Origin of the sequence: Rhodococcus sp. NPDC079359 (assembly GCF_040702585.1) — a bacterium.
In the GTDB taxonomy this organism is placed as follows: Bacteria; Actinomycetota; Actinomycetes; order Mycobacteriales; family Mycobacteriaceae; genus Rhodococcoides.
In genome coordinates this window covers 689,497-716,389 of record NZ_JBFBLH010000001.1, presented here as the reverse complement: position 1 = coordinate 716,389, position 26,893 = coordinate 689,497, and the positions used below count along the sequence as shown (strand labels likewise).

The 26,893-nt window shown below is 65.3% G+C and carries 1 protein-coding gene; it reads right to left on the bottom strand.

Annotated features, from left to right (window positions below):
• Window positions 1-55: 55 nt before the first annotated feature.
• A complete protein-coding gene (locus tag AB0362_RS03255) occupies window positions 56-26,893 on the bottom strand; it encodes a non-ribosomal peptide synthase/polyketide synthase (protein WP_366234797.1) in 26,838 nt (8,945 codons plus the stop codon).

Below are 26,893 nucleotides of genomic sequence, written 5' to 3'. Positions count from 1 at the left end.
CGAGTGCCGATGGTATTCGTAGATGTGCCCTGCGATGTGAAGAACACATCAATTGTTATTCAGGTGTATTCCCGAGATGAGAATCGACGACCGGCCCGATCACAGTGGCTGCATCTGCATTGGTCATCTCGTTGTGGAAAACGTCGACATCGTGGATGACGATATCTCCTGTCACATACGGCCGCCATTCCTGCGGGGATCGAACAATTCCATCGCTCGCACCCTTCGTTGCGGAGAAGAACAAAACATCTCCGTCGAACACGTCCGGGATGAACTCGGCCATTATTCGAGTCGAGTTCTCGAATCCCGCATTGATACGTCGCAGATGATCGGCGGAAACGCCGGTCGTCTGTCCCAACGACTCGTCGAGTAGTTCGACGCCCCGTTCGTAGGTCAACGGCTCGGTCGAGGGCTGAGCAGTCAGATCGAGCCCCAATCCCGCAAGCAGGTTCTCGACGCTCAACGCTCCCTCGACCGCTTCGCCGTCGTGGCCGTCGACGTAGCTGTCCAACAGTGCGAGGGTGCGAACATCGCTGCCGGTGCTGCGCAGTTCCACCGCTATCGCATGAGCGAGCGAGCCGCCGAGCGACCACCCGAGCAGGTGGTACGGACCCACCGGCTGGACAGCGCGAATCTCGTCGGCGTAGCGGTGCGCGAGATCGCGAATGGACCCGAACGTCGACCCTTCGACGATGCTCGGCAGCTGCAGGCCGTACACGGGACGGTCGTCGCTCAGATGCGAGACGAGACCGGCGTAGCCCCACGACAACCCGATTCCCGGGTGAACGCAGAACAACGGTGCCTTGGACCCGCTGCCGCGCAGCGGAATCACGACCCCGAACACCGAATCGAGATCCGCGCCCCCGGCGTCGGCATCCGCGGCGACCCGCGCTGCCAACCCTGCCGGTGTCGGATCGACGAACAGCGCTTGCAGCGGGACCCGCACTCCGATGGCGTTCTCGATCGCAGGCACGATCTTCGTGGCCACCAGCGACGTCCCGCCCAGCTCGAAGAAATTGTCGTCCATGCCGACCCGATCGACTCCGAGTACCTGCGCGAACGCATCGGCGATCGCAGCTTCCACGTCGGTGGCCGGTGCCCGGTACGGAGTTGTCGACGTCGTCAGCTCCGGAACCGGCAGGGCCCGCCGATCGAGCTTGCCCACAGGCGTCAGCGGAATGTCGTCCAGCTCGATGATCGCCGACGGAACCATATGACGCGGAAGCACTTTGGCGACTCGGTCTCGAAGTGCTTCGGTGTCGACCGATTCGCCGTCGGCCGCGAGAACGTAGGACACGAGGACGGTGTCACCCGACGCCGCCGTGTGCCCGATCGTGGCGGCGAATCCGACCTGGTCGTTCTCGGTGAGGGCGGAGTCGATCTCGCCGAGTTCGATGCGGAAACCGCGCACCTTGACCTGGAAGTCACTGCGTCCGACGAACTCGACGGCCCCGGCACTTCCCCAGCGCACGACGTCACCGGTTCGATACATCCGGTCGCCAGGAGTGCCGAACGGATCGGCGACGAAACGCTCGGATGTCAGCCCGAAACGCCCGAGGTATCCACGGGCGGTACCGGGACCGGCGATGTAGAGCTCGCCCGACACTCCGGCCGGAACCGGCCGCAGTCGTGCGTCGAGCACCTGGAACCGGAATCCGGTTCCAGGCCTGCCGACGTCCACTGTGCCACCGGGCACCAACGGTCCACCGACACTCGCCTGGATGGTGGTCTCGGTCGGACCGTAGCCGTTGAACATCTGGCGGCCCGGTGCCCATTTCGCCACCAACTCCGGAGTACAGGCCTCACCTCCGACGGCGAGGACCCGAACGTTGCCCAGACGTGTCTCGTCGATCGACGACAGCGCCGCGGGCGTCAGGAATGCATGCGTGACGTGTTCGGATTCGAGAAGGTCGGCCAAGTCGCCGCCGCCGAAGACTCCCGGCGGCACGATCACGACGGTGGCACCGACGCCGAATGCCATCGTCAGCTCGTAGATCGATGCGTCGAAACTCGGTGATGCGATGTGCGAAACACGCGAATCCCGAGTGGGGCGGAATCGCTCGAGCACCTCGGCCTGGAGGTTGGCCAAGCCACGGTGCCGAACTGCAACGCCCTTCGGGCGACCGGTCGAACCCGAGGTGTAGACCAGGTAGGCGGGGTGGTCGATGTGCAGGGTCGCCGTACGTTCTACGTCGGTCACCGCGTCTGCCGGGTAGCGAGACAACTCCGCGGAAATTTCCGGATCGTCCAGAACCAGCCACGGGACGGTGTCGGGCAGCGATCCCCTGCTGTCGATGTCGGTCAGACCCATTGCGGCATGCGAATCTTCGAGCATGTGCGCGATTCGGTCCGCCGGGTAGTTCGGATCGACGGGCAGGAACGCGGCACCGGTCTTGGCCACAGCCCACACCGACAGCACCGACTCGATCGATCGAGGCAGAGCCAAGGCGACGAACGTCTCCGGCCCGACGCCGTAGTCGATCAGCATTCGAGCGATTCGGTTGGACCAGCTGTCCAGATCGGCGTAGGAAAGGCTGATGCCTCGGTAGGTGACGGCGACTGCGTACGGGTCGAGCGCGACCGCCGCCGCGAGCAACTCCGGCCACGTCCGGACTGCCGCGTCCGGGTTTCCTCGCGCCGGCACCAACGCGCGCTGCTCGTCGGCACCCAGAATTTCGATGTCTCCGACCACCGCGTGCCGGTCGCGTCCGACGGCATCGAGAACTCGAATCAGTCGCGCCGCGATGGCCTCGACGCTGGCCGCGTCGAACAGCGATGTGGCGTAGTCGAATGCGGCCTCGAAGCCGGACGGACGTCCCGCCTCGTCGAAGGTCTCGGACAGCAGCAGCTGAAGATCCTGCTTGGCTACCGGAACGTCGAAGTCGAAGCCTTCGACGCGGAGGTCCGGGAGCTCGAGCGAGGCCTTCTCGTTGTTCTGGAACGACAGCGCGACCTGTGACAGCGGAGCGTATGCCGTCGACCGGGTGGGATTGAGAACCTCGACGATTCTCTCGAAGGGCATCTCGGTGTGATCGAACGCGTCGAGATCGTGTGCCTTGACCTGGTTCAGCAGATCGTCGAACGTCGCGGACTTGTCGACTCGGCTGCGCAGCACGAGCGTGTTGACGAACATACCCACGAGGTCGTCGAGCGCCGCGTCGCCGCGCCCGGCCACCGGAGTGGTGATCGCGATGTCGTCGGTGCCGCTCAAACGAGCCAGAACGACCGCGAACGCCGCGTGCAGCACCATGAACATGCTGACGTTCTGTTCGCGAGTGATGTCGACGAGCGTCCGATGGATGTCGGCGTCGACGGTGAAGCGAACTCGGCCACCGCGGAAGTCCTGAGTGGTCGGCCTCGGTCGGTCCGTCGGCAACGGCAGCAGGTCGGGAAGACCCGCGAGCGCGGTGGACCAGTGCTCGAGCTGGGCCGCTGCCACGCTCGACGGGTCCTGCTCGTCTCCGAGCAGCGAACGCTGCCAGATCGTGTAGTCGGCGTACTGGACGGGCAGCGGCTGCCAGTTCGGTGCCTTGCCTGCGCTGCGCGCCGAGTACGCGAGCACGACGTCGCGAGCGAGCGGTGCCATCGACGCGCCGTCGGCGGCGATGTGGTGCACCACCATGGCGAGTACGAAGACGGGATCCTCGGACGCGTCGACGCCGGCATCGAGCACCTCGAACAGCTCGACGTGCACCGGGATCTCGGTGGTGACGTCGAATCCTCGACCGGCCAACAGAGCGACGCGATCGGTCAGAACTGCGGCATCGATCCGTTCGGAATCGACCGCAGGCGCGACCTCGGCAGCCGGGTGCACGAGCTGCACCGGGAATTCCGGGCCGTCGGGGAAGGTCGTGCGCAGAGACTCGTGGCGTCCCAGAACATCGACCACCGCGGCGGCCAGAGCAGCGGTGTCGAGCCGTCCGGTCAGTTTGACGACCAGCGGCACGTTGTACGCGGCCGACGAGGTGTCGAACTGGTTGATGAACCACATCCGCTGCTGCGCGAGCGAGAGCGGAATGTGCTCCGGACGTGCCGCGGCGACGAGAGCCGGGCGCTGCGCGCGAGTGTCGGCAGTCCCGACTGCGCTCGCCAGTCCCGACACGGTCGGGGTCTCGAAGATCGTGCGTACACCGATGGAGGTACCGAACTCGGCGTTGACGCGAGCGATCACCCGCGTTGCGCTGAGCGAGTCACCACCGAGCTCGAAGAATCCGTCGTCGGCACCGACTCGATCCACCTCGAGAATCTCGGCGAAGACCGCCGCGACCGTCAGCTCGGCCGGCGTGCTCGGCTCTCGGTACGAGGTGGCCGAGCCGAACTCCGGTACGGGCAGTGCGGCGCGATCGAGCTTGCCCACCGGAGTGAGCGGAATCGACTCGAGCACGACGATGGCGCTGGGCACCATGTGCGACGGCAGCGCGGCGGCGAGATGGTCACGCAGAACCGCCGTGTCGAAGGTGTCGACCGCGTGTGCCGGGTCGTCCCCCGTCAGGCGCACGTACGCCACGAGAACAGTGGCACCGGACGGCCCGGGAGTTCCGAAGGTGGCTGCGAAATCCACCGCGGGATGTGCCGAGAGCGCGGCGTCGATCTCGCCGAGTTCGATGCGGAAGCCGCGGACCTTGACCTGCGAGTCGCTGCGACCGACATATTCGATGGTCAGATCCGGCGACCAGCGCACCACATCTCCGGTGCGGTACATGCGGGCACCGGGAGCACCGAACGGGTCGGCGACGAATCGTTCGGCCGTCAGCCCCATCCGATCGTGGTAGCCGCGAGCCAGGCCGACGCCTGCGAGATAGAGCTCACCCGCGACCCCGACGGGAACCGGCTGCAGTCGCGAGTCGAGAACCACCTCGTACACACCCCGCACCGGCCCACCGATCGACACCGGCTCGCCGGCGACCATCGGTGCACTGATGTTGGACATGATCGTGGCCTCGGTCGGTCCGTACCCGTTGAACAGGTTGCGACCGGGAGCCCACTTGGTGACCAACTCGGACGGAACGGCCTCGCCGCCGACCACGACATCGGCGAACGTGTCGAGACCGGCCGGATCGACCGAGGCGAGGGCGGACGGGGTGATGAAGCCGTGAGTGACCGATTCCTCGGCCAGCAACGACGCCAGCTCGGCTCCGCCGTACACCGTGGGTGGAACGATCACCATCGTGGCACCGACGCCGAACGCGAGCAGGTACTCGAGTACGGACGCGTCGAAGCTGGGTGATGAAACATGAAGCGTGCGTGAGTCCTTCGTGACTCGATAGCGCTCGCGCTGCTCGGTCGCGAAGTTGTCGAGGCCGGAGTGGGTGACCACGACCCCCTTCGGTACACCCGTCGAACCCGACGTGTAGATCGTGTACGCCGCACTCGCGAGGGTGACGCGACCATGGCGTTCGTCGTCGGCGACGGGCTCGTCGCTCACCGCGTTCGGACCGTCGGTGGCGAGGTCGTCCAGGACGATCCACGGCACGGTCGACGGCAGGTCGTCGAGGTGAGTGCGGGTGGTGACACCGAATGTTGCTCCGGAGTCGGCCAGCATGTGCTCGATGCGATCGGCCGGGTAGTTCGGATCGACCGGTACGAAGGCAGCACCGGACTTCGCGACGGCCCAGACGGTCAACACCGACTCGATGGATCGTGCGATCCCGAGAGCGACGAACGTCTCGGTGCGGACACCGCGGCCGATCAGAATGCGAGCGAGCCGGTTCGACTGTCGATCCAGCTCTCGGTACGTCAACTCGCCGTCGACGCTGCGCACTGCGATGGCGTCCGGGTCTACGGCAGCTGCGTCGGAGAAGATCTCCGGTAGCAATCGAGTCGATCGGCCTTCGAGGCCGAATACCGGAGCCAGAGAAGCGAATTCGGTGTCGGCCAGCAATCGCAGCCGAGCCAGTGGCTGCTGCTCGTCGGCCAGCACTGCGTCGAGCACCCGCTCGACCCGATCGACGATGGCGTGCACGTCTTCGAGCTCGAAGAGTTCGGGCAGGTACTTGGCCTTGAGGTTCAGGCGCTCGTCGACCGAAGACACCAGTGTCAGCGGATAGTGCGCCGCGTCGGTGCCGAGGATGTCCGTCACCTGCATACCTGCGAAATCCGTTGCAGCAGAGGCTCCGGCGCGATCGACCGGGTAGGACTCGAACACCGTCAGCGTGTCGAACGCGACGCCGGCTCCGGCCGCGCGCTGGATGTCGGTCAGACCGAGGTAATGGTGATCGAGCAGCGCTGCCTGTTCGGCCTGCACACGATCGACCAGAGCGCCGAGTGTCTCGGCCCGATCGAGCGTCACCCGAACGGGAAGCGTGTTGATGAAGAGCCCGATCATGCCTTCGATGCCCGGAACCTCGGGTGGACGACCCGACACCGTGGCACCGAAGACGACGTCCTCGCGACCGGTCAGAGTGGCGAGCACGATGCCCCACGCGGTCTGAACGAGGGTGTTCAGAGTGGACCCGCGGCGCGCCGCGAAATCGCGCAACGCCGCTGTGGTCTCGATCGACAACGACCGCTCGGTCTCGCTCGAGACAGTGGGCAACTGACGACCCCGGTCACCGGTGACGAGCAGTGTCGGCTCCTCGACGCCGGCCATCGCACTGACCCACTGCGCGGTGGAAATGGCGACGTCGCGTTGCCGCATCCACGCGAGGTAGTCCCGATACGCGGGAACTCGCGGCAGCATCGAATCGTCGGATTCGGTGACGTAGAGGGTGATCAGTTCCTTGACCACCAGCGGCGTCGACCAGCCGTCGAGCAGGATGTGGTGATTGGTCAGCAGCAGTCGCCAGTGATCGTCGGCGAGGGTGATCAGCGTGAACCGCAGCAGCGGTGCCGAGTCCATCTCGAATCGCACGCCGCGATCGGCCTCGAGTACGGCTTCCAGTGCGGCCTCGACATCGGTTTCACCGCGGAGATCGACCTCGGACCACGGCACCGTGACCGAACCCTGCACGATCTGCAGAGATTCGCCGGTGCTGTTGTGCACGAACGCTGCTCGCAAGTTCGGATGACGAGAGACGAGCTTGTTCACGGCGGAATGCATCCGCTCGGCATCGACGACGCCGCGAAGCTCGAGACCGAGCTGCACCATGTAGGCGTCGACTCCCGCACTGTCGCTGCCGACCTCGCCTGCGAGACGGGCGTGGAAGAGCAGTCCGGCCTGCAGCGGCGACATCGACCACACATCGTCGAGATCGGGGAACTGCTTCTCGAGCACCTCGATGGAACGCTGATCGATGTCCACGAGCTCGAGGTCGGACGGGGTGAAGCCGCCCGCGCCCTCGGTCGAGGCGTGCTCGGTGATCGCGGTCAGTGCCTGCGTCCACAGTTCGATCAACCGATCGACCTCGCCCGCATCCAGGATGCCGGCCGGGAACGCGAAGGTGGCGTCGAGCTGGGGACCGTCGGGTGTCGAGGTGGTGACGGCGTTGATGTCCAGCGCGGCCGGCACCGGCATGTCCGGGTTCTGTGCGTCGCCCAGTTCGGCGTCGGCCACAGGAATCCAGCCCACGTCCTCCATGCCCTCGGACGATCCGGTCGAGAAGCGCCCGAGGTAGTTGAAGCTGACCTGCGGAGCGGCGTAACCGGACAGTGCCTCGGTCCCGTCGGAGTCCAGGTACCGCAGCATGCCGTAGCCGATTCCGTGATCGGGGATCTCGAGCAGCTGTTCCTTGACGGCCTTGATCAAGGCTCCGGCGGAGTCGCCACCGGACAACGCGTCGGCGATGTCCAGGGAGCCGAGGTCGAGTCGGACCGGGAAGATCGTGGTGAACCAGCCGACGGTTCTGCCGAGATCGGCTCCGGGCACCACGGCGTCTTCACGGCCATGACCTTCGAGCGTGATCAACGCACTGCGGACAGTGGCTCCCCGTTCGCGGCGCCACGCCGTCAGTGCCAAGGCCAGCCCGGCCAGGAGACCGTCGTTGACGCTGCCGCGGAAGGCATTCGGCACCGCTGTCAGCAGTCGCTCGGTCACCTGGACCGGGAGCGATGTACGGATGCGCTGCACGGTCGCGTCTACATCGACGCGCTTGTCCAGTGGTCGCGAACCGATCGTCGGATCGTCACCGTTCAGAATGCGCTGCCACAGGCCGATTTCGTCGGCGCGGCCCGCGGTGACCTCGGTCAAACCGGTGGACCACCGTCGCATCGATGTGCCGATCGGTGCCAGCGCAGGCGTGTCGCCCGCGACGATCTGGCTCCAGGCCGTCGCCAGATCCGGGACGAGGATGCGCCACGACACGCCGTCGATCACGAGGTGATGTGCGACGACGAGCAGTCGGCCGGACCCGTTCGGGGCCTGGAACCACACCATCTGCACCATGACCCCGTCGGCGGGGACCAGTCGATCTGCTGCAGCGTCGAGTTCCGTTGCGGCACAAGAGGAGAATTCGGGACCGTCCACGGAATCGACCGAGACCGCGTGGATCACCGACGCGGCGGACACAGTGCCGATCGGAGCTACTTCCTCGTGCCAGATTCCGTCCGTGTCCTGGAACAGTCGCGATCGCAGCATGTCGTGACGATCGAGCACGGCCTGCACGGTGCGCTCGAGCGTGACGCTCTCGATACCGACCGGGAGCTGAAGCAGTGCCGTCTGGGTGTAGCGCCCGAAGTCGGTGCTGCGCTCCAACATCCAACGCACGACCGGAGTGAGGGGCAGCGGGCCGACTCCCCCACCGTCGAGTTCTTCCAGTACGACGACGTCGCCTCCGAGGACCACGACCTCGGCCAATGCCGCGACGGTCTTGCGCTCGAAGATGTCGCGCGGAGCCAGGACCAGACCGGCCGCCTTGGCGCGTGAGACCAGCTGGATGGACATGATGCTGTCGCCGCCGAGCGCGAAGAACGAGTCGTCGACGCCGACGGTGTCGAGGCCGAGGACGTCGGCGAACAATCCGGCGAGGATGGACTCGACTTCGGTTGCCGGCAAGCGGCTCTCGGTGACATTGGCGGAGAAGTCCGGAGCCGGCAATGCCCGGCGGTCCAGCTTTCCGTTGGCGGTGAGCGGCAGCTCGTCCAGCACGATCAAAGCGGCCGGAACCATGTACGACGTCAGTGAGTGTCCGACGAATTCGAGAACGGCGGAGTGGTCGAGTGTTCGGCCCGCCTCGGCGACGACGTATCCGATCAGTCGATCACCGAATCCGTCGTCTCGAACCGAGACCACGGACGCCGCGACGCCGTCGAACGCCAACAGCGCGCTTTCGATCTCGCCGAGTTCGATACGGAAGCCGTGCAGCTGCACCTGCATGTCGCTGCGGCCCAGGTACTCGAGCGCGCCGTCACGATTCCACCGTGCGGTGTCGCCGGTGCGGTACATCCGGGCACCGGCTTCTCCGGCCGGATCTGCCACGAAACGGGTGGCCGACAGGCCGGCCCGGCCGAGGTATCCGCGAGAGAGCTGTGCCCCGGAGACGTACATTTCACCGGTGACGCCGGGTGGTACCGGATTGAGACGCGTGTCGAGAACGGCGACGCGCAGTGCGGGGATGGCCTGACCGATGACGCTGGCCGAGGCCGATGCCGCGAACTGCTCGGTCAAGGCCAGGTGGCTCACGTGGACTGTCGTCTCGGTGATGCCGTACATGTTGACCAGAGTCGGGGCGGACTCGTCGTGCCGGGCGTACCAGCGAGCCAACTGCCCGAGATCGAGTGCCTCGCCGCCGAAGATCACGTAGCGCAGCGAGAGATCGGAGTCCGTGGTGCCGGCGAGGTTTCCGGTGGCCACACGATCGGCTTCCGCGAACTGGTAGAACGCCGTCGGTGTCTGGTTGAGCACCGTGACCCGCTCGCGAACCAGCAACTCGCGGAACAGCTCCGGAGAGCGTGCCGTGTAGTAGTCGACGACCACGAGTGTTCCACCGTGCAGCAGCGGTCCCCACAGCTCCCACACCGAGAAATCGAACGCGTACGAGTGGAACATCGTCCAGACGTCACGATCGTCGAAATCGAAGAGATCAGCGGTGTTCGCGAACAGCGTCGCCACGTTGCGGTGCGCGATCTGCACGCCCTTGGGGCGACCGGTGCTGCCCGAGGTGTAGATCACGTACGCGATGGAATCGGCGCTGGTTCCACCCGAACGGTCCGCGTCGGTCAGCGGGGCACCCGACATGCCGGCCAGCTCCGCGATCAGCTCGGGCGAATCGATCTCGAGCACATCGAGATCCGAGGCGGGCACCGCCGCACTGTCGGCAACAGTGGAGATCACACAGACGGGCGAGGCGTCTTCGAGCATGAACGCCAGCCGGTCCGCTGGGTAGGACACGTCGATCGGAAGGTAGCCGCCACCGGACTTGATCACCGCGAGCAGCGCGACGATCAGCTCCTCGTTGCGAGGCATCGCGACCGCTACCAGCGATTCCGACGTCACACCGCGCTGTACGAGAAGCCGTGCGAGGCGGCTGGAGCGGTCGTCGAGCTCGGCGTAGGTCAGCGTGTGATCTCCGAAGACGACGGCGCGCGAATCGGGGAATCGCGCAGCGGCAGCAGCGAAGCGATCGGCCAGCGTCGCATCGGATGCCACCCGGCCAGCGTGGTTCCAGTCATGCGTCATGGCGTCGAGCTCACCCGGCAGGAGCAGATCGATATCGCCGACTGCGCGCTCGGGATCGCTCGTCACGGAGGCGAGCACGGCACCGAATCGTGCCGCGAACTCCTCGACGGACGATTCCTCGAACAAGTCGGTCGCGTAGGTGATCGCGGCGGTCATCCCGGCCGGTGCACCGGCCTCGTCGAACTCCTCGGCGACGGTCAGTTGCAGGTCGAACTTCGCAATGTGAGCATCGATGTCGACGGCTTCGACCGTGAGGTCCGGCAGTTCGAGCGTCGCGGACGTGTTGTTCTGGAACTCGAGAAGCACCTGGAACAACGGCGAGCGGTCGGTCGAACGAGCGGGGTCGAGAACGTCGACCAACCGCTCGAACGGCACATCGGTGTTCTCGAACGCCGCGAGATCGGCTGTACGCGTGGCCCGAAGCAGATCGGTGAACGAAAGCTGCGGTGCCACCTCCGTGCGCAGAACCAGGGTGCCGACGAACATGCCGACCAGATCGTCGAGTGCAGCGTCACCTCGTCCGGCGATCGGCGTTCCGACAGCGATGTCCTCGGTGCCGCTGATGCGCGCCATCAGGATCGACCACGCCGCGTGGACGGCCATGAAGACGGTCGCCTCGTTGGCACGCGCGAGGTCGACCAGCCCGGCATGAGTGGTGCGGTCGATCTCGAACCGAACACTGTTGCCGCGCATGGACTGCCGAGCGGGCCGCGGGTGATCGAGCGGTAGCGGCAGAACATCGGGAAGATCCGCCAGGGCGGTCTTCCAGAAGTCCAACTGCTGCGCGGCGAGGGACGCGGGATCGGACTCGTCGCCGAGCACGGTGCGTTGCCAGAGTGCGAAGTCCGCGTACTGAACGTCGAGCGGTGTCCACATCGGCGCGCCGGCAGCCGCGCGAGAGCCGTAGGCGACCATGACATCTCGCGCCAGGGGTGCCATGGATGCGCCGTCGGCAGCAATGTGATGCACGACGATCGAGAGCACGAACTCGTCCGGTGCGATCCGGTACAGGACCGCGCGGAACGGTAGATCGGTCGAGACATCGAATCCTGTTGCAGCAGCGGCCGAGATGGCCGCAACGACCTCGGTGGCGTCCAGATCGACGACGACGAGTTCGGTTCTCGCCGCCTGCACGTCGAGGATCTTCTGCTCAGGACGATCCCCGCGGGTGGGGAACACCGTCCGCAGCGACTCGTGGCGTTCCAGGACGTCCCCGACGGCCGCGCTCATCGCGGCGATGTCGAGTCGACCCGTCAGTCTCACCGCAAGCGGGATGTTGTACGCCGCCGAGGTCACGTCGAACTGATTGATGAACCACATTCGTTGCTGCGCAAGCGACAACGGAATCGAATCCGGTCGCGGCTTCGCCACGAGTGCGGGACGGCGAAGGGTGCCGACCGGGTTGCTGAGCACTCGCACCGCAAGTGACTCGACGGTGGGAGCCTCGAACAATGCGCGGACGCTGATCGTGGTGCCGAGGGCGGAGTTGACGCGCGCAGTGAGTCTGGTGGCACTGAGCGAGTCGCCACCCAGATCGAAGAAGCTCGAATCGATTCCGACGCCGTCGATCCCCAGTACCTCGCCGAAGATATCGGCGATGACCTGCTCGGTGTCGTTCCGCGGTGCACGCGAGTCGCCCCCGAGATGGAGGTCGGGTGCAGGTAGGGCATTGCGGTCCAACTTGCCTGCCGGTGTCAGCGGAATCGACTCCAGTGCGACGAAGGCCGTCGGGATCATGTGGGTCGGTAGCGAACTCGAGACATGAGTGCGCAGAGCTGCTGCATCGACCTGCTCGCCGGACCTCGGGAGGACGTAGGCGACCAGAATGGTGTTGCCCGTCGGACCGTCGACACCCACGGTGGTGGCGAACTCGACCATCGGATGGTCGGTCAGGACGGCGTCGATCTCGCCCAGTTCGATGCGGAAGCCGCGCACCTTGACCTGGAAATCGCTGCGTCCGACGTACTCGAGCGTTCCCGACTCGGTCCACCGCACCACGTCGCCGGTGCGGTACATCCTGGCACCGCTCTCGCCGAATGGATTCGCGACGAAACGGTCTGCGGTCAGACCGAATCGGCAATGGTAGCCACGAGCCAGTGCCGGCCCGGCGAGATAGAGCTCACCCACGACCCCGACCGGAACGGGATGCAGTCGTGCGTCGAGGACCACCTCGCTGAAACCGATTGTCGGAGAACCGATGTCGATGGCGGAGTCGACGTCGAGTCGATCGCTGATGGACGAGAAGATCGTCGCCTCGGTGGGACCGTACGCGTTGAACATCCGACGGCCCGGTGCCCAGCGAGCCACGAGCTCGGGCGGACACACGTCGCCACCGGTGGCCACCACGGCCAACTCGGTCAGGCCGTCCGGATCCACCGATGCCAGCGCGGCGGGCGTGACGAACGCATGCGTGACGTGCTGTGCTGCAAGCAGTTCGGCCAACTCGGTGCCGCCGTAGACGGAGGTCGGCGCGATGACCATGGTCGCGGCACCGGAGAACACCATCAGCAGTTCCAGGATGGAGGCATCGAAGCTCGGGGACGCGAACGCGAGAACCCGAGCGCCCGGGGTCACCTCGAAACGAGTCCGCTCCTCCTCGGCCAGATTCGCCAGCCCGCGGTGGGTGACGGTGACGCCCTTGGGAACACCCGTCGAGCCCGAGGTGTAGATCAGGTACGCGAGCTGATCGATGTGCATCGGGCGAATTCGGTCGCCGTCGCGAACCGGGGCGGTCGAGTGACCGGCGAGTTCGGTGCGCGTGTCGTCGTGGTCGAGCACGGTCCACCGAGCAGAGCCGAGACCGGAGACCGCGGCCTCGTGCTCGGACAGGGTCAGACCGATCGACGCGTTCGAGTCGACGAGCATGTGTTCGACGCGATCGCGCGGGTAGCTCGGATCGATCGGCAGGAATGCCGCCCCGGTCTTGGCGACTGCCCAGATGCCGAGTACGGATTCGACGGACCGTGGCAGAGCCAGTGCAACGACGGTTTCCGGGCCGGCACCGCGAGCGATCAAAGTTCTTGCGAGAGCAGACGATTGCGCGTCGAGTTCGGCATAGTCCACGGTGCGGCCGTCGCTCAACAGAGCGGTGCCCTGCGGGTCGACTGCGGCAGCGTCGGTGAAGATATCGGGAAGCAGTCGAGTATCCGACGACGCCGGTCCACGAACCGGTGCCAGCTGGCGCAATTCGTCCTCGGACAGCAACGAGAGCGATCCGACGCGTCGACCGGTGTCGGTTGCGATGGCCTCGAGAACACGCACGATTCTGTCGACCGTCGCCGCAACGACGCTGTGCTCGAACAACTCCGGCAGGTACTTCGCCTCGATGTGCAGCCGGTCGTCGACCATGGCGACCAAGGTCAGGGGATACTGCGCCGTGTCGCTTCCGTCGTGCACGTCGTGCACCTGCATTCCGGCGAGGTCGGTCTCGGCCGACAATCCCGCGCGGTCCATCGGGTACGACTCGAACACCGTCAGGGTGTCGAAGGAGACTGCCGGTCCGACTGCTCGCTGAATGTCGGTGAGCCCGAGGTAGTGGTGATCGAGTAGCGCGGCCTGTTCGGACTGCACCCGTTCGAGGTACTCACCGAGTGTCTCCGACGGATCGAGCACGATCCGGACCGGCAGAGTGTTGATGAACAACCCGACCATCGACTCGATGTCGGAGACCTCCGGCGGGCGTCCGGACACGGTGGCACCGAACACGACGTCGGAGCGACCGGTCAGAGTGCCGAGAACCAGCGCCCAGGACGCCTGGACCATCGAGTTGATCGTCACGCCACGGGCGCGAGCGACGCTGCGCAAGCGGTTCGTCTGCTCCACATCGAGTGAGACCAACGAGCGGCCCGCCAACGTCGATTCCTGGCGTCGGCTCTCGACCGGCGTCAACAGCGTCGGCTCGGACAAACCGGCGAGAGCGTTCGTCCACGCTTCGAGAGCCGACGAGCGATCACGCTTGGCCAGCCACGACAGGTAGTCGCGGTAGGCCGGAACCCGTGGGAGCACGGTCTCGTCACCGTCGACCACGTAGAGCGTCAGAAGGTCCTTGAGCAACAGCGGCGTTGACCAGCCGTCGAGCAGGATGTGGTGGTTGGTCATCACCAGACGCCACTCGCCCGGTGACACGGTGATGAGCATGAAGCGCAACAGAGGCGCCTGTGCCATGTTGAATCGGGTGGCACGGTCCTCGTGTTCGATGCGATCGAGCTCGAGGGCTCGATCCTCCGGATCCAGTCCGGTCAGGTCGATCGACGACCAGCGGGCATCCACGTCGTGGTGGACGATCTGAATCGACTCGCCGTCGCTGTTGTGCACGAAAGCGGTCCGCAGGTTGGCGTGCCGACGCAGCAGCCCCCGAGCAGCACGCCGGAACCGCGCCTCGTCGACGCTTCCGCGCAACTCCAGCACCAGTTGGACGATGTAGGCGTCGACGGACTGATCCGACAGCTCGGCGTGGAAGAGCAATCCGGCCTGCAGCGGCGTCATGGACCAGATGTCGTCCAGCGTGGGATAGACCCGTTCGAGGTCGTCGATGGAACTCTGATCGAGCCGCACCAGATCGAGGTCGGAGGGCGTGAAGCCACCGGCCCCCGGTCGCTGGGCCAGCTGCGTCAGCGAGGTCAGGGCCTGACGCCACAGCTCCGCCAGCTCGGTGACCTCGTCCGCGTCGAGCACACCGGTGGGGAAAGCGAACGTCGCCTCGAGCCGCGGGCCGGTCGGCGTTGCGGTGGTGACGGCATTGATGTCGAGAACGGCTGCGACCGGCAGATCCTCGTCCTGCGAATCGCCGACACCGGAGTCGTCGACCGGAAGCCAGCCGTGTCCGCGAAGCTCGTCGGGAACATCGGTGCTGTAGCGCCCGAGATAATTGAAACTGATCTGGGGAGCCGGGAAGTCACGCAGTGCAGCGGCACCGTCCTCGTCCAGGTAGCGGAGCATGCCGTAGCCGATACCGTGGTCCGGAACGGCCAGCAGCTGCTCCTTGACCGACTTGATCAGACGCGCTGCGTCGACGCCGCCTGCGAGTGCGTCGTCCAGATCCAGATCGGCGAGGGTCAGCCTGAGCGGGTAGATCGTGGTGAACCAACCGACGGTCCGGCCGAGATCTGCACCGGGCACCACGTGGTCCTCGCGGCCGTGACCCTCGAGCGAGATGAGAGCGTCGTCGACGACCACTCCCCGACCACGTCGCCACACCGCCGTAGCGAGGGCGAGAGCCGCGAGCAGGCCGTCGTTGACGCTTCCGTGGAACGCGTCGGGCAGTGCCGTCAGTAGCCCCTCGGTGACGTCGGTGGACAGTGTCAACTCGACCTTGGCCACTGTTCGGTACACGTCGATCTCGCGATCGAGTGCTCGCGATCCGATGAGTGGATCCGGTTGTGCCAGAACGTCGCGCCAGATCGCCAGTTCGTCCCCGCGGGTGGCGGTGACCTCACGCAAACCGTGCGACCAACGACGCATGGAGGTGCCGACCGGAGCCAGCTCGGGAGTGCTTCCGCCGATGATCTGGGCCCACGCCGACGCGAGGTCGGGAACCAGGATTCTCCAGGACACGCCGTCGACGACCAGGTGGTGGGCGACGACGAGCAGACGGCTCCCCTCGGAGCCGGCGTCGAACCACACCATCTGGATCATGACACCGGCATCGGGTGCCAGCCGGCCGACTGCTGCTTCTGCCTCGGCGTTTGCCTGCTCCGAGAACTCCTGCCCCCGAACGGTTGTCGAGGTCACGCGGTACACGACCGAGTTCGCAGAGACCGATCCGACGGGAAGAACCTCCATCGCGGGGTGCTCACCCCGGTGCAGGACACCGCGAAGCATGTCGTGGTGATCGAGGACCGTCTGGACGGTGGCTTCGAGCACATCGAGTTCGATGTCGACCGGAAGTGTGAGAACCGCCGTCTGCGTGTGCTTGTCGAGAACGTCCGTCCGATCGAGCATCCACGCCACGATCGGAGTCAGAGGTACATCGCCCACGCCGCCGCCGGGCAACTCTTCCAGTACGAGAGGTGCGGTGCCGTCCGAGGACGCGACCACCTCGGCGAGCGCCGCAACCGTCTTGTGCTCGAAGACATCTCGTGGCGACAGAGACAGTCCGGCCGCCTTGGCGCGCGAGACCAACTGAATCGACATGATGCTGTCGCCGCCGAGAGCGAAGAACGAATCGTCGACGCCGACACGGTCGAGTCGAAGCACCTCGGCGAACAGTCCGGCCAACGTCTTCTCGACCGCATTGTCCGCGTCGCGACCGGACGTGACCTGAGCGGACCAATCGGGTTCGGGGAGTGCGGTGCGGTCGAGTTTGCCTGCCGGAGTCAGAGGAATGGACTCCAACATCACGAACGCAGAGGGCACCATATGCGCAGGCAGCATCGAACCGGCATGCTCACGCAACGCATCGACCTCGAGAACCGTACCGGCCACCGGCAACACATACGAGACCAACACCGTACTGCCGGCTCTTCCGGTCGCTCCTGCAGGCTCCGCTCCTGCCGCCCTCTCACGCCCGATGGTGACCACGAAATCGACACCCGGCACCGCAGCCAACACCGAATCGATCTCACCCAACTCGATCCGGAAACCACGCACCTTCACCTGAAAATCGCTACGCCCCACATACTCCAACGCACCCGAGGCATTCCACCGCACCACATCACCGGTGCGATACATCCGCGAACCCGCAGCACCGAACGGATCGGCCACGAACCGCTCCGCCGTCAAACCCAACCGCGCGTGATACCCACGAGCCAACGCCGGACCCGCCAGATACAACTCACCCACCACACCGACGGGCACCGGATTCAACCGCGAATCCAACACCACCTCAGCGAAACCGATCGTCGGCGAACCGATATCGACCGACTCCCCTACCACCAACGCCGACGAGATCGACGAGAAAATCGTCGCCTCCGTCGGACCGTACGCATTGAACATCCGCCGACCCGGCGCCCACCGCGCCACCAACTCCGGCGCACACACATCACCACCGGTCACCACCACCTCGACCGACTCCAACCCCACCGGATCCACCGACGCCAACGCCGCAGGCGTGACGAACGCATGCGAAACCCGCTCCTCGGCGAGCAACGACGCCAACTCCACCCCACCGAACACCAACGGCGGAGCAATCACCATCGTCGCCCCACCCGAGAACGCCAACACGAACTCGAGAATCGACGCATCGAAACTCGGCGACGCGAACGCCAACACCCGCGACGACGGACCCACACCGAACCGAACCCGCTCCTCGGCAGCCAAGTTCCCCACACCACGATGAGTGACCACCACACCCTTGGGCACACCCGTCGACCCCGACGTGTAAATCAGATACGCCGCATCATCGAGCCGCAACACACCCGAACGCTCCACATCCAACACCGGAGCAGACGACCGAAACGCCAGATCCGCCACCACATCCGGATCATCGAGCACCACCCACGACACCCCACCCACACCCGAGAGCGCACCCACATCCGCACCCAACGTCACACCCACCACAGCACCCGAATCGACCAACATGTGCTCGATCCGATCCACCGGATAATTCGGATCCACCGGCAAGAACGCACCACCGGCCTTCGCCACCGCCCACACCGCCACCACAGACTCCACCGACCGCGACAACGCCAACGCCACGAACGACCCCGGACCCACCCCACACGACATCAACATCCGCGCCAACCGCGACGACGCCGCATCCAACTCACCATACGAAACAGACCGCGACCCCGACACCACCGCAACACCACCGACACCAGCAACACCCACCGCACCAGCCAACAACTCCGGCAACACCACACCCACCACAGACCGCGGACCACGAACCGGAGCCAACGAGTCGTACTCGTTGGCAGACAGAATCTCGATGTCACCGACTCGGATGGACGGCGTTGCTGTCACGGCGTCGAGGATCCGTACGAGGCGATCGGCGAGAACCCGGACGGTGTCTGCATCGAACAGTTCTGTGGCGTAGCGGAATCCGGCTTCCATGCCGACCGGTGCGCCGGAACTGTCGAATTCTTCCGAGACCGTCAACTGCAGGTCGAAGTTGGAAATGTCGTTGGGTAGCTCGATGCTCTCGATCGACAGTCCGGGCAACGTCACCGTCGGTCGGTCGGTCTGCTGGAACTCGAGCATCACCTGGAACAGCGGCGCATGGGCAGTCGACCTCGCGGGATCGACCGCATCGACCACTCGCTCGAACGGGACATCCGAATGAGTGAACGCGGCCAGGTCGACCGAGCGAACCTCCGAGAGCAGGTCCTCGAACCGTGTCGAGCCGGGCACCTGGGTGCGCAGAACGAGGGTGTTGACGAACATGCCGACGAGCTCGTCGAGTGCGGCGTCTCCTCGGCCCGAGATCGGCGTTCCGACCGAGATGTCCTCGGTGCCCGAGAGTCGGGCCAGAAGGACGGCCAGAGCCGCGTGCACGATCATGAACGCGCTGGAATTGTGCTCGGCGGCAACAGCAGCAAGACGAGCATGGATTGCGGCGTCGATCTCGAAGGAGACGCTGTCGCCACGCAGGGATGCGACCGCGGGACGCGGGCGATCGGTCGGCAACGCCAGGACCTCGGGGCTGCCGGACAGTGTGTCGACCCAGTAGGCGAGCTGCTTGGCCATCATCGACTCGGGATCGGACTCCGCACCGAGGAACCGGCGCTGCCACAGCGCGTAATCGGCGTACTGCACCGGCAACGGTTCCTGGCTCGGTGCATGTCCTGCGGCGCGGGCGCTGTAGGACACCATCAAGTCACGGGCCAGCGGAGCGCTGGAGAACCCGTCGGAGGAGATGTGGTGCACCACCATCACGAGCACGTGCTCGTTCTCGCGAACCCGAACCAGTCGGACCCGCAGCGGAACATCCGCCACGACGTCGAAACCCGAGCCGGCGACGTCGGCGATCAACTCGAGAACGTGACGCTCGTCGTTCGCGTGAATCGGCGTCAGATCCGGCAGTGCCGATGCCACGTCGAGGATGGACTGCGCGGGAACGTCGTCGGTCAGCGGGAACATCGTGCGCAGCGACTCGTGCCGGCTCAACACGTCACCGATGGCCGAGTGCATCGCGTCGACATCGAGCACACCACTCAGGCGCATGGCAAATGCGACGTTGTAGGCAGCCGACTCGGTGTCGTACTGATTGATGAACCACATTCGCTGCTGCGCGAGCGACAGCGGCACCACATCCGGGCGCTCCTGCGGAACCAGTCGAGGGGCAGCCGCAGCGTCGTGCTCGCCGATGTCGATGCCTGCCGACAACGCTCGCACCGTGGGGGCGTCGAACAGATCCCTGATGCCGATGTCCGTTCCGAGGGCCGCGTTGACGCGCGCGACCAAACGCATCGCGATCAGCGAGTTGCCACCGATCTCGAAGAAACTCGACGTGACACTGACCTGAGCGATACCGAGTAGATCACCGAAGACACCGGCGACGATCTCTTCTACCGGGTTCTCCGGGCCGAAGAACTCCGACGCGGCGACGGTGAATTCCGGCGCAGGCAATGCCTTGCGATCGAGTTTGCCGCTGGCGTTGACCGGCAGCGAGTCCAGTACCACCACGTGTGAGGGCACCATGTACCCCGGCAGGCGGCGCGAGGCTTCGGCCGTCAGCTGTGCGGGGTCGACGGCGGAGCCGGGTGCACCGACCACGTAGGCCACGAGGGTCTCACCGGTGTTCGGGTCCTTGTGCACCAACGCGACCGCCTGTGCGACCGACTCGGATCGAAGGAGAACCGATTCGATCTCGGGTAGTTCGATGCGCAGGCCGCGCAGCTTGACCTGGAAGTCCGTTCGGCCGATGTACTCGAGTTCGCCGTCGGCGCGCCAGCGCACCAGATCGCCTGTGCGATAGAGCCTCTCGCCGGGCTCGCCGAACGGATCCGCGACGAAGCGATCCGCTGTGAGGTCGCCGCGACCGACGTACCCACGAGCGAGTTGCACGCCGGCGAGATACAGCTCGCCGGGAGCACCGATGGGAGCCGGTCGCAACGAGGCGTCGAGCACGTACAAGCGTGTGTTCCACACCGGTGCGCCGATGGGGATCGAGACGGCGTCGCGGCCGGTCACGTGGTAGTAGCTGACGTCGACGGCCGCTTCGGTCGGGCCGTAGAGGTTGTGCACTTCTGCGTTGGAGAACTGCGCGAACTGTGCCGCGGTGGCAGGCGGAAGTGCCTCGCCACTGCAGAAGACGAGTCGGAGCGAGACACATTCCGCAGCTCGTCCACCTGCCGCGAACACCGCGAGCATGGACGGTACGAAGTGCGCGGTGGTGATGTGCTCGTCCGCGATGATGCGGGACAGGTAGACCGGATCGCGGTGTCCGTCGGGTTCGGCCACGACGAGCCTGGCACCGACCTGCAGGGGCCAGAAGAATTCCCACACCGAGACGTCGAACGTGGCCGGTGTCTTCTGCAGAACGGTGTCCGCAGGCTCGAGGTGATACTCGTGCTGCATCCACAGCAACCGATTCACGATGGCCGAGTGCGTGACTGCAACACCCTTGGGTCGACCGGTCGAACCGGAGGTGTAGATGACGTACGCGGTGTTGGAGCCGTGCAGTCTTCCCAGTCGATCCGAATCGGTGACAGAGGTGTGGTCGCGATCGGACACGTCGAGCAGATCGACGGCGAGGACCGGAGTTGCGACCGGGATGTTGATCCAGTCGCGGCTCGTGGTGAGGATGCACACAGGCTGGGCGCTGGAGAGGACGTAGGACGAACGCTCGACCGGATGGTCCGGGTCGATCGGCACATAGGCACCACCGGCCTTGACGATCGCGTACATGCCGACGAGCAGGTCGATCGACCGTCGGATCGCGAGGCCGACGTGCGATTCGGTCGTCACGCCGAGCGAGATCAGATGTCGCGCGAGCTGATTCGCACGTTCGTCCAGTTCGAGATAGGTGATGTGCTCGTCCTCGAACACCAACGCGGTCGAGTACGGGCTGCGCTGCACCTGTCGGTCGAACAGACTGCTGAGCGTCATGTCGACGTCGCCGGCCGGGATGTGCTGGTGGACCGGAGGTTCGATCAGCCGTGCGGTGTCGTTCCACTCGAACAGGACGAGTTCCCGCTCTGCGGCGGACAGGATGTCTATGTCACCGGTGCGTACGTCCGTCGACGCCCCGATGGTCGACACGATCCGCAGGAAGCGATCGACGAACCGGTCGATGGTTTCGGGATCGAACAGATCTGTGGCGTAGGTGAACGAGGCCGACAGTGCCCCGGACGGATCCACGGGCTCCTGATCCACGCGCAGCTGCAGATCGAATTTGGCTGTGTCGGTGCTGATCTCCTCGAAATCGACGGTGAGATCGGGTAGCTCCAACGTGACAGCTGCATTGTTCTGGAACTCGAGGAGAACCTGGAACAGCGGCGAGTGGTCGGTCGACCTGACCGGATCGAGTACGTCGACCAGTCGCTCGAACGGGATGTCGGTGTTGTCGAAGGCGGCGAGGTCGGAGCGACGAGTGTCGGCGAGCAGTTCGGCGAAGGTCGCTCGAGGCTCTACCTGCGTTCGCAGCACGAGGGTCCCGACGAACATGCCCACGAGGTCGTCGAGGGCCGCGTCGCCGCGACCCGCGATCGGAGTGCCGACAGCGATGTCCTGAGTGCCGCTCAGCCGCGCGAGCAGCAATGCAAGCGCGGAATGTACGACCATGAACAGCGTCGAGTCGTGTTCGGCAGCAACCGAACTCAACCGAGCGGCGACATCGGCGGGAATCGTGAACGGGGTGACGCTGCCACGCATCGACTGCCGGGTGGGCCGCGGGCGATCGAGTGGCATCGGCAGCACGTCCGGCAGGTCTGCCAGAGCCGTCTGCCAGAACTCGATCTGCCGCGACGCCACCGACGTGGAGTCGCTCTCGTCGCCGAGAACGGCGTGCTGCCACAGTGCGAAGTCCGCGTACTGAACGGTGAGTGGCTCCCACGCCGGAACCGAACCGGCGGAGCGGGCGCCGTAGGCGACCATCACGTCTCGGGCCAGCGGTGCCATCGACGCACCGTCGGCCGCAATGTGGTGGACGACGATGGAGAGCACGAAGCTCTCCGGGCCGGTCCGGTACAGCACCGCGCGGAACGGAAGATCGACCGTGACGTCGAATCCTGTTGTCGCAGCAGCACGGACGAGCTCATCGACCGAACCGGCGTCGACGTCCACCACGTCGAGGGGGAGCTTCGATCCGGTGACGTCCTCGACGGGTGCGATGACCTGGTTCGGCAGATCGCCCACAGTCGGGAACACCGTGCGGAGCGACTCGTGCCTGGACAGGACGTCGCCGACGGCAGCAGCCATCGCACTCACGTCCAGACGACCGGTCAGGCGCACGGTGAGCGGAATGTTGTACGCGGGCGAGGACACATCGAACTGGTTGATGAACCACATCCGCTGCTGCGCGAGAGACAGCGGGATGGAATCGGGCCGGTCGACGGGGACGAGCGCCGGGCGGCGATGCAGCGACGCGCCCTTGGCTTCGGCACGTTCCGCCAGAGTCCGAACCGTCGATGCCTCGAACAGATCCAGCACCTTCAGATCGGTTCCGAGAGCCGAATTGACCCGTGCGATCAAACGCGTGGCCACGAGGGAGTTTCCGCCGAGATCGAAGAAGCTGTCCGTGACACCGACCCGATCGACCTCGAGAACGTCGCAGAACACGGACGCCACCGCGGCCTCGTATTCCGTTTCCGCGGCCTCGAATGCACCCTGTGAACCGAGTTCGGGTTCGGGGAGTGCGGTGCGGTCGAGTTTGCCTGCCGGAGTCAGAGGAATGGACTCCAACATCACGAACGCAGAGGGCACCATGTGCGCAGGCAGCATCGAACCGGCATGCTCACGCAACGCATCGACCTCGAGAACCGTACCGGCCACCGGCAACACATACGAGACCAACACCGTACTGCCGGCTCTTCCGGTCGCTCCTGCAGGCTCCGCTCCTGCCGCCCTCTCACGCCCGATGGTGACCACGAAATCGACACCCGGCACCGCAGCCAACACCGAATCGATCTCACCCAACTCGATCCGGAAACCACGCACCTTCACCTGAAAATCGCTACGCCCCACATACTCCAACGCACCCGAGGCATTCCACCGCACCACATCACCGGTGCGATACATCCGCGAACCCGCAGCACCGAACGGATCGGCCACGAACCGCTCCGCCGTCAAACCCAACCGCGCGTGATACCCACGAGCCAACGCCGGACCCGCCAGATACAACTCACCCACCACACCGACGGGCACCGGATTCAACCGCGAATCCAACACCACCTCAGCGAAACCGATCGTCGGCGAACCGATATCGACCGACTCCCCTACCACCAACGCCGACGAGATCGACGAGAAAATCGTCGCCTCCGTCGGACCGTACGCATTGAACATCCGCCGACCCGGCGCCCACCGCGCCACCAACTCCGGCGCACACACATCACCACCGGTCACCACCACCTCGACCGACTCCAACCCCACCGGATCCACCGACGCCAACGCCGCAGGCGTGACGAACGCATGCGAAACCCGCTCCTCGGCGAGCAACGACGCCAACTCCACCCCACCGAACACCAACGGCGGAGCAATCACCATCGTCGCCCCACCCGAGAACGCCAACACGAACTCGAGAATCGACGCATCGAAACTCGGCGACGCGAACGCCAACACCCGCGACGACGGACCCACACCGAACCGAACCCGCTCCTCGGCAGCCAAGTTCCCCACACCACGATGAGTGACCACCACACCCTTGGGCACACCCGTCGACCCCGACGTGTAAATCAGATACGCCGCATCATCGAGCCGCAACACACCCGAACGCTCCACATCCAACACCGGAGCAGACGACCGAAACGCCAGATCCGCCACCACATCCGGATCATCGAGCACCACCCACGACACCCCACCCACACCCGAGAGCGCACCCACATCCGCACCCAACGTCACACCCACCACAGCACCCGAATCGACCAACATGTGCTCGATCCGATCCACCGGATAATTCGGATCCACCGGCAAGAACGCACCACCGGCCTTCGCCACCGCCCACACCGCCACCACAGACTCCACCGACCGCGACAACGCCAACGCCACGAACGACCCCGGACCCACCCCACACGACATCAACATCCGCGCCAACCGCGACGACGCCGCATCCAACTCACCATACGAAACAGACCGCGACCCCGACACCACCGCAACACCACCGACACCAGCAACACCCACCGCACCAGCCAACAACTCCGGCAACACCACACCCACCACAGACCGCGGACCACGAACCGGAGCCAGGCGCGCGCGCTCGGCGGTGGACAGCAGATCCACGTCGCCTATCGGCAGATCGGGCTCGTTGGTCGATGTGTCGAGAACGCGGACGAGGCGACGGGCGAGTTGAGCCGTGCTCGCGGCATCGAACAGTTCTGTGGCGTAATCGAAAACGACGGTGACAGAATCGGACTCGTCGACGGTGACGACCAGATCCATGCCGACTCCGTCACGCGGCAGTGCGGACGGACCGAACCGGAGCGCAACCTGAGCGAGAGGGCTGTGCGATTCCGTTCGAGGCAGATTCAAGGCCTGAACGACGTCGTCGAACGACGTGTCACCGTGTGCCATCGCCGCATCGAAGTCGGCTGCGGACGCATCGACGAATTCGGTGAACGACTGCCGAACGTCGGGACGGCTACGTAGCGCGACGGTGTTTCCGTGACCCGCGGGTACGGCTATCACCAGGTCGTCGGTGTTCGCCAGCCGCGAAAGCAGCACGGCGAGAGCAGATTCGAGGACCACGAACGGTGTCGTGGACCGTTCCGCCGCCAATCGAGTCACTCCGGACCACGTTTCGGATCCGATCGTCACCTCGTGGGATGCGCGAACGTGTCCGATGTGCGAGGCGCGCGAGCGGTCGGTCGGAAGATCGAGGAGATCGGGGGCGTCGGCGAGCCGGTCGGTCCAGTAAACGAGCTGGGCTGCAGCGCGCCGCCGGCGCTGGCCCTCGCGTGCGCTGACCGGATGGACGTCCAGAACTGCGGTCTCGGGTCCGGCCGCGATGAAGGCTTCCACCATGTCGACGAAGCTCGAGTGGTGCGCGGTGAGGTCGTCGTCGTCGTACCGGTTGGGGTTGGCCCTGAAATCGACGAACGTCCGGGCCGGAGATCCGCTTTGATAAACGTTGACCAGGAGGTCCTCGACCGGACCCGAGGTCACGATGTTGAACTCGCCGACGATCGACCCGAGTTCGATCTGCTGATGGAACAGCATCATGTTGACCATCGGGCCGGACAGCTGCTTGTCACTACCCGAGGCCGCCAGCTCGCGCCGAATGTCCTCGATGCTGAAGCGCTGGTGCCGCAGCGCTCCCATCAGTTCGAGCTGCACCTGCTGAACCAGCTCGCCGACGGTCGCGTCCTGGGGCACGTGGATCGAAATGGGGGCGACGTTGACGAGCATTCCACCGGATCGGCGAAGCAACGCGGTGGTGCGCGCGGACACCGGGATGTTGACCGAGACGTCTTCTCGCCCGGTCATTCGCGAGAGGTAGCAGCCGAAAGCGGCGATGAACACCGCAGCCGCGGTTCCACCCTTGGTCGCGTCGGACGCCTCGAGCTCGGCGACGACGTCCTCGGGGAGAGCGACGCTGCGCAACTTGCTGGCAGCGATCGTGCGACCGGCCGTGTTGGACAGAGAAGCTCCGTCCTGGATGTCCGCGGCGCGAGCAGTCCAGTACGCCTTGTCGGACTCGAAGCGCGACGACGTCCGGTATTCCTGATCGAGCTCGTAGAGTCGGCGAAGCTCGGCCGCCTTGTTGGGGGCAGGCTCGACGTGTTCGACGGCCGCCGTGTACAGCGCGGCGGTTCGGTTGACGAGAGTCATGGCACCGTAGCCGTCGAGTGCGACGTGGTGAATCTTGCTGTACCAGAGGTTGCGATCGTCCTCGACCTGAATGATCCAACTGTCGACGAGGGGATCGCGTTCCATGTCGACGGGCTTGACGTAGTTCTCGTCGATCCACCTCAGCGCCGACGCCATCGGGTCCTCGGCATCACGCAGATCGAGGTAGTGCACCGACTGGTCGATGGAGTGATCGACCAGCTGTACGGGTTCGCCGTCCACCTCGGCCAGTCGGAGATATGCGGACTGGAACTCGTGTCCGGCCTGAGCCGAGGCCTCTTGCAGAACGCCGATGTCGAGGTTGCCGCGAAGGTCGACATATTGTGCGATACAGACCGGGACGTCAGGGGCAAGCTGCTGAGCGAACCACATGCCACGCTGAGCGGACGACAGCGGGAAACCGTTCTCGAAGCCGGGGCCTGTCGGGGGCGTCTGAGATCCACCGGAAATTGCTGCGCGCAT

Coding starts and splice junctions, on each gene's coding strand:
- AB0362_RS03255 (WP_366234797.1), bottom strand. CDS start 26,893: ATGCGCGCAGCAATTTCCGGTGGATCTCAGACGCCCCCGACAGGCCCC.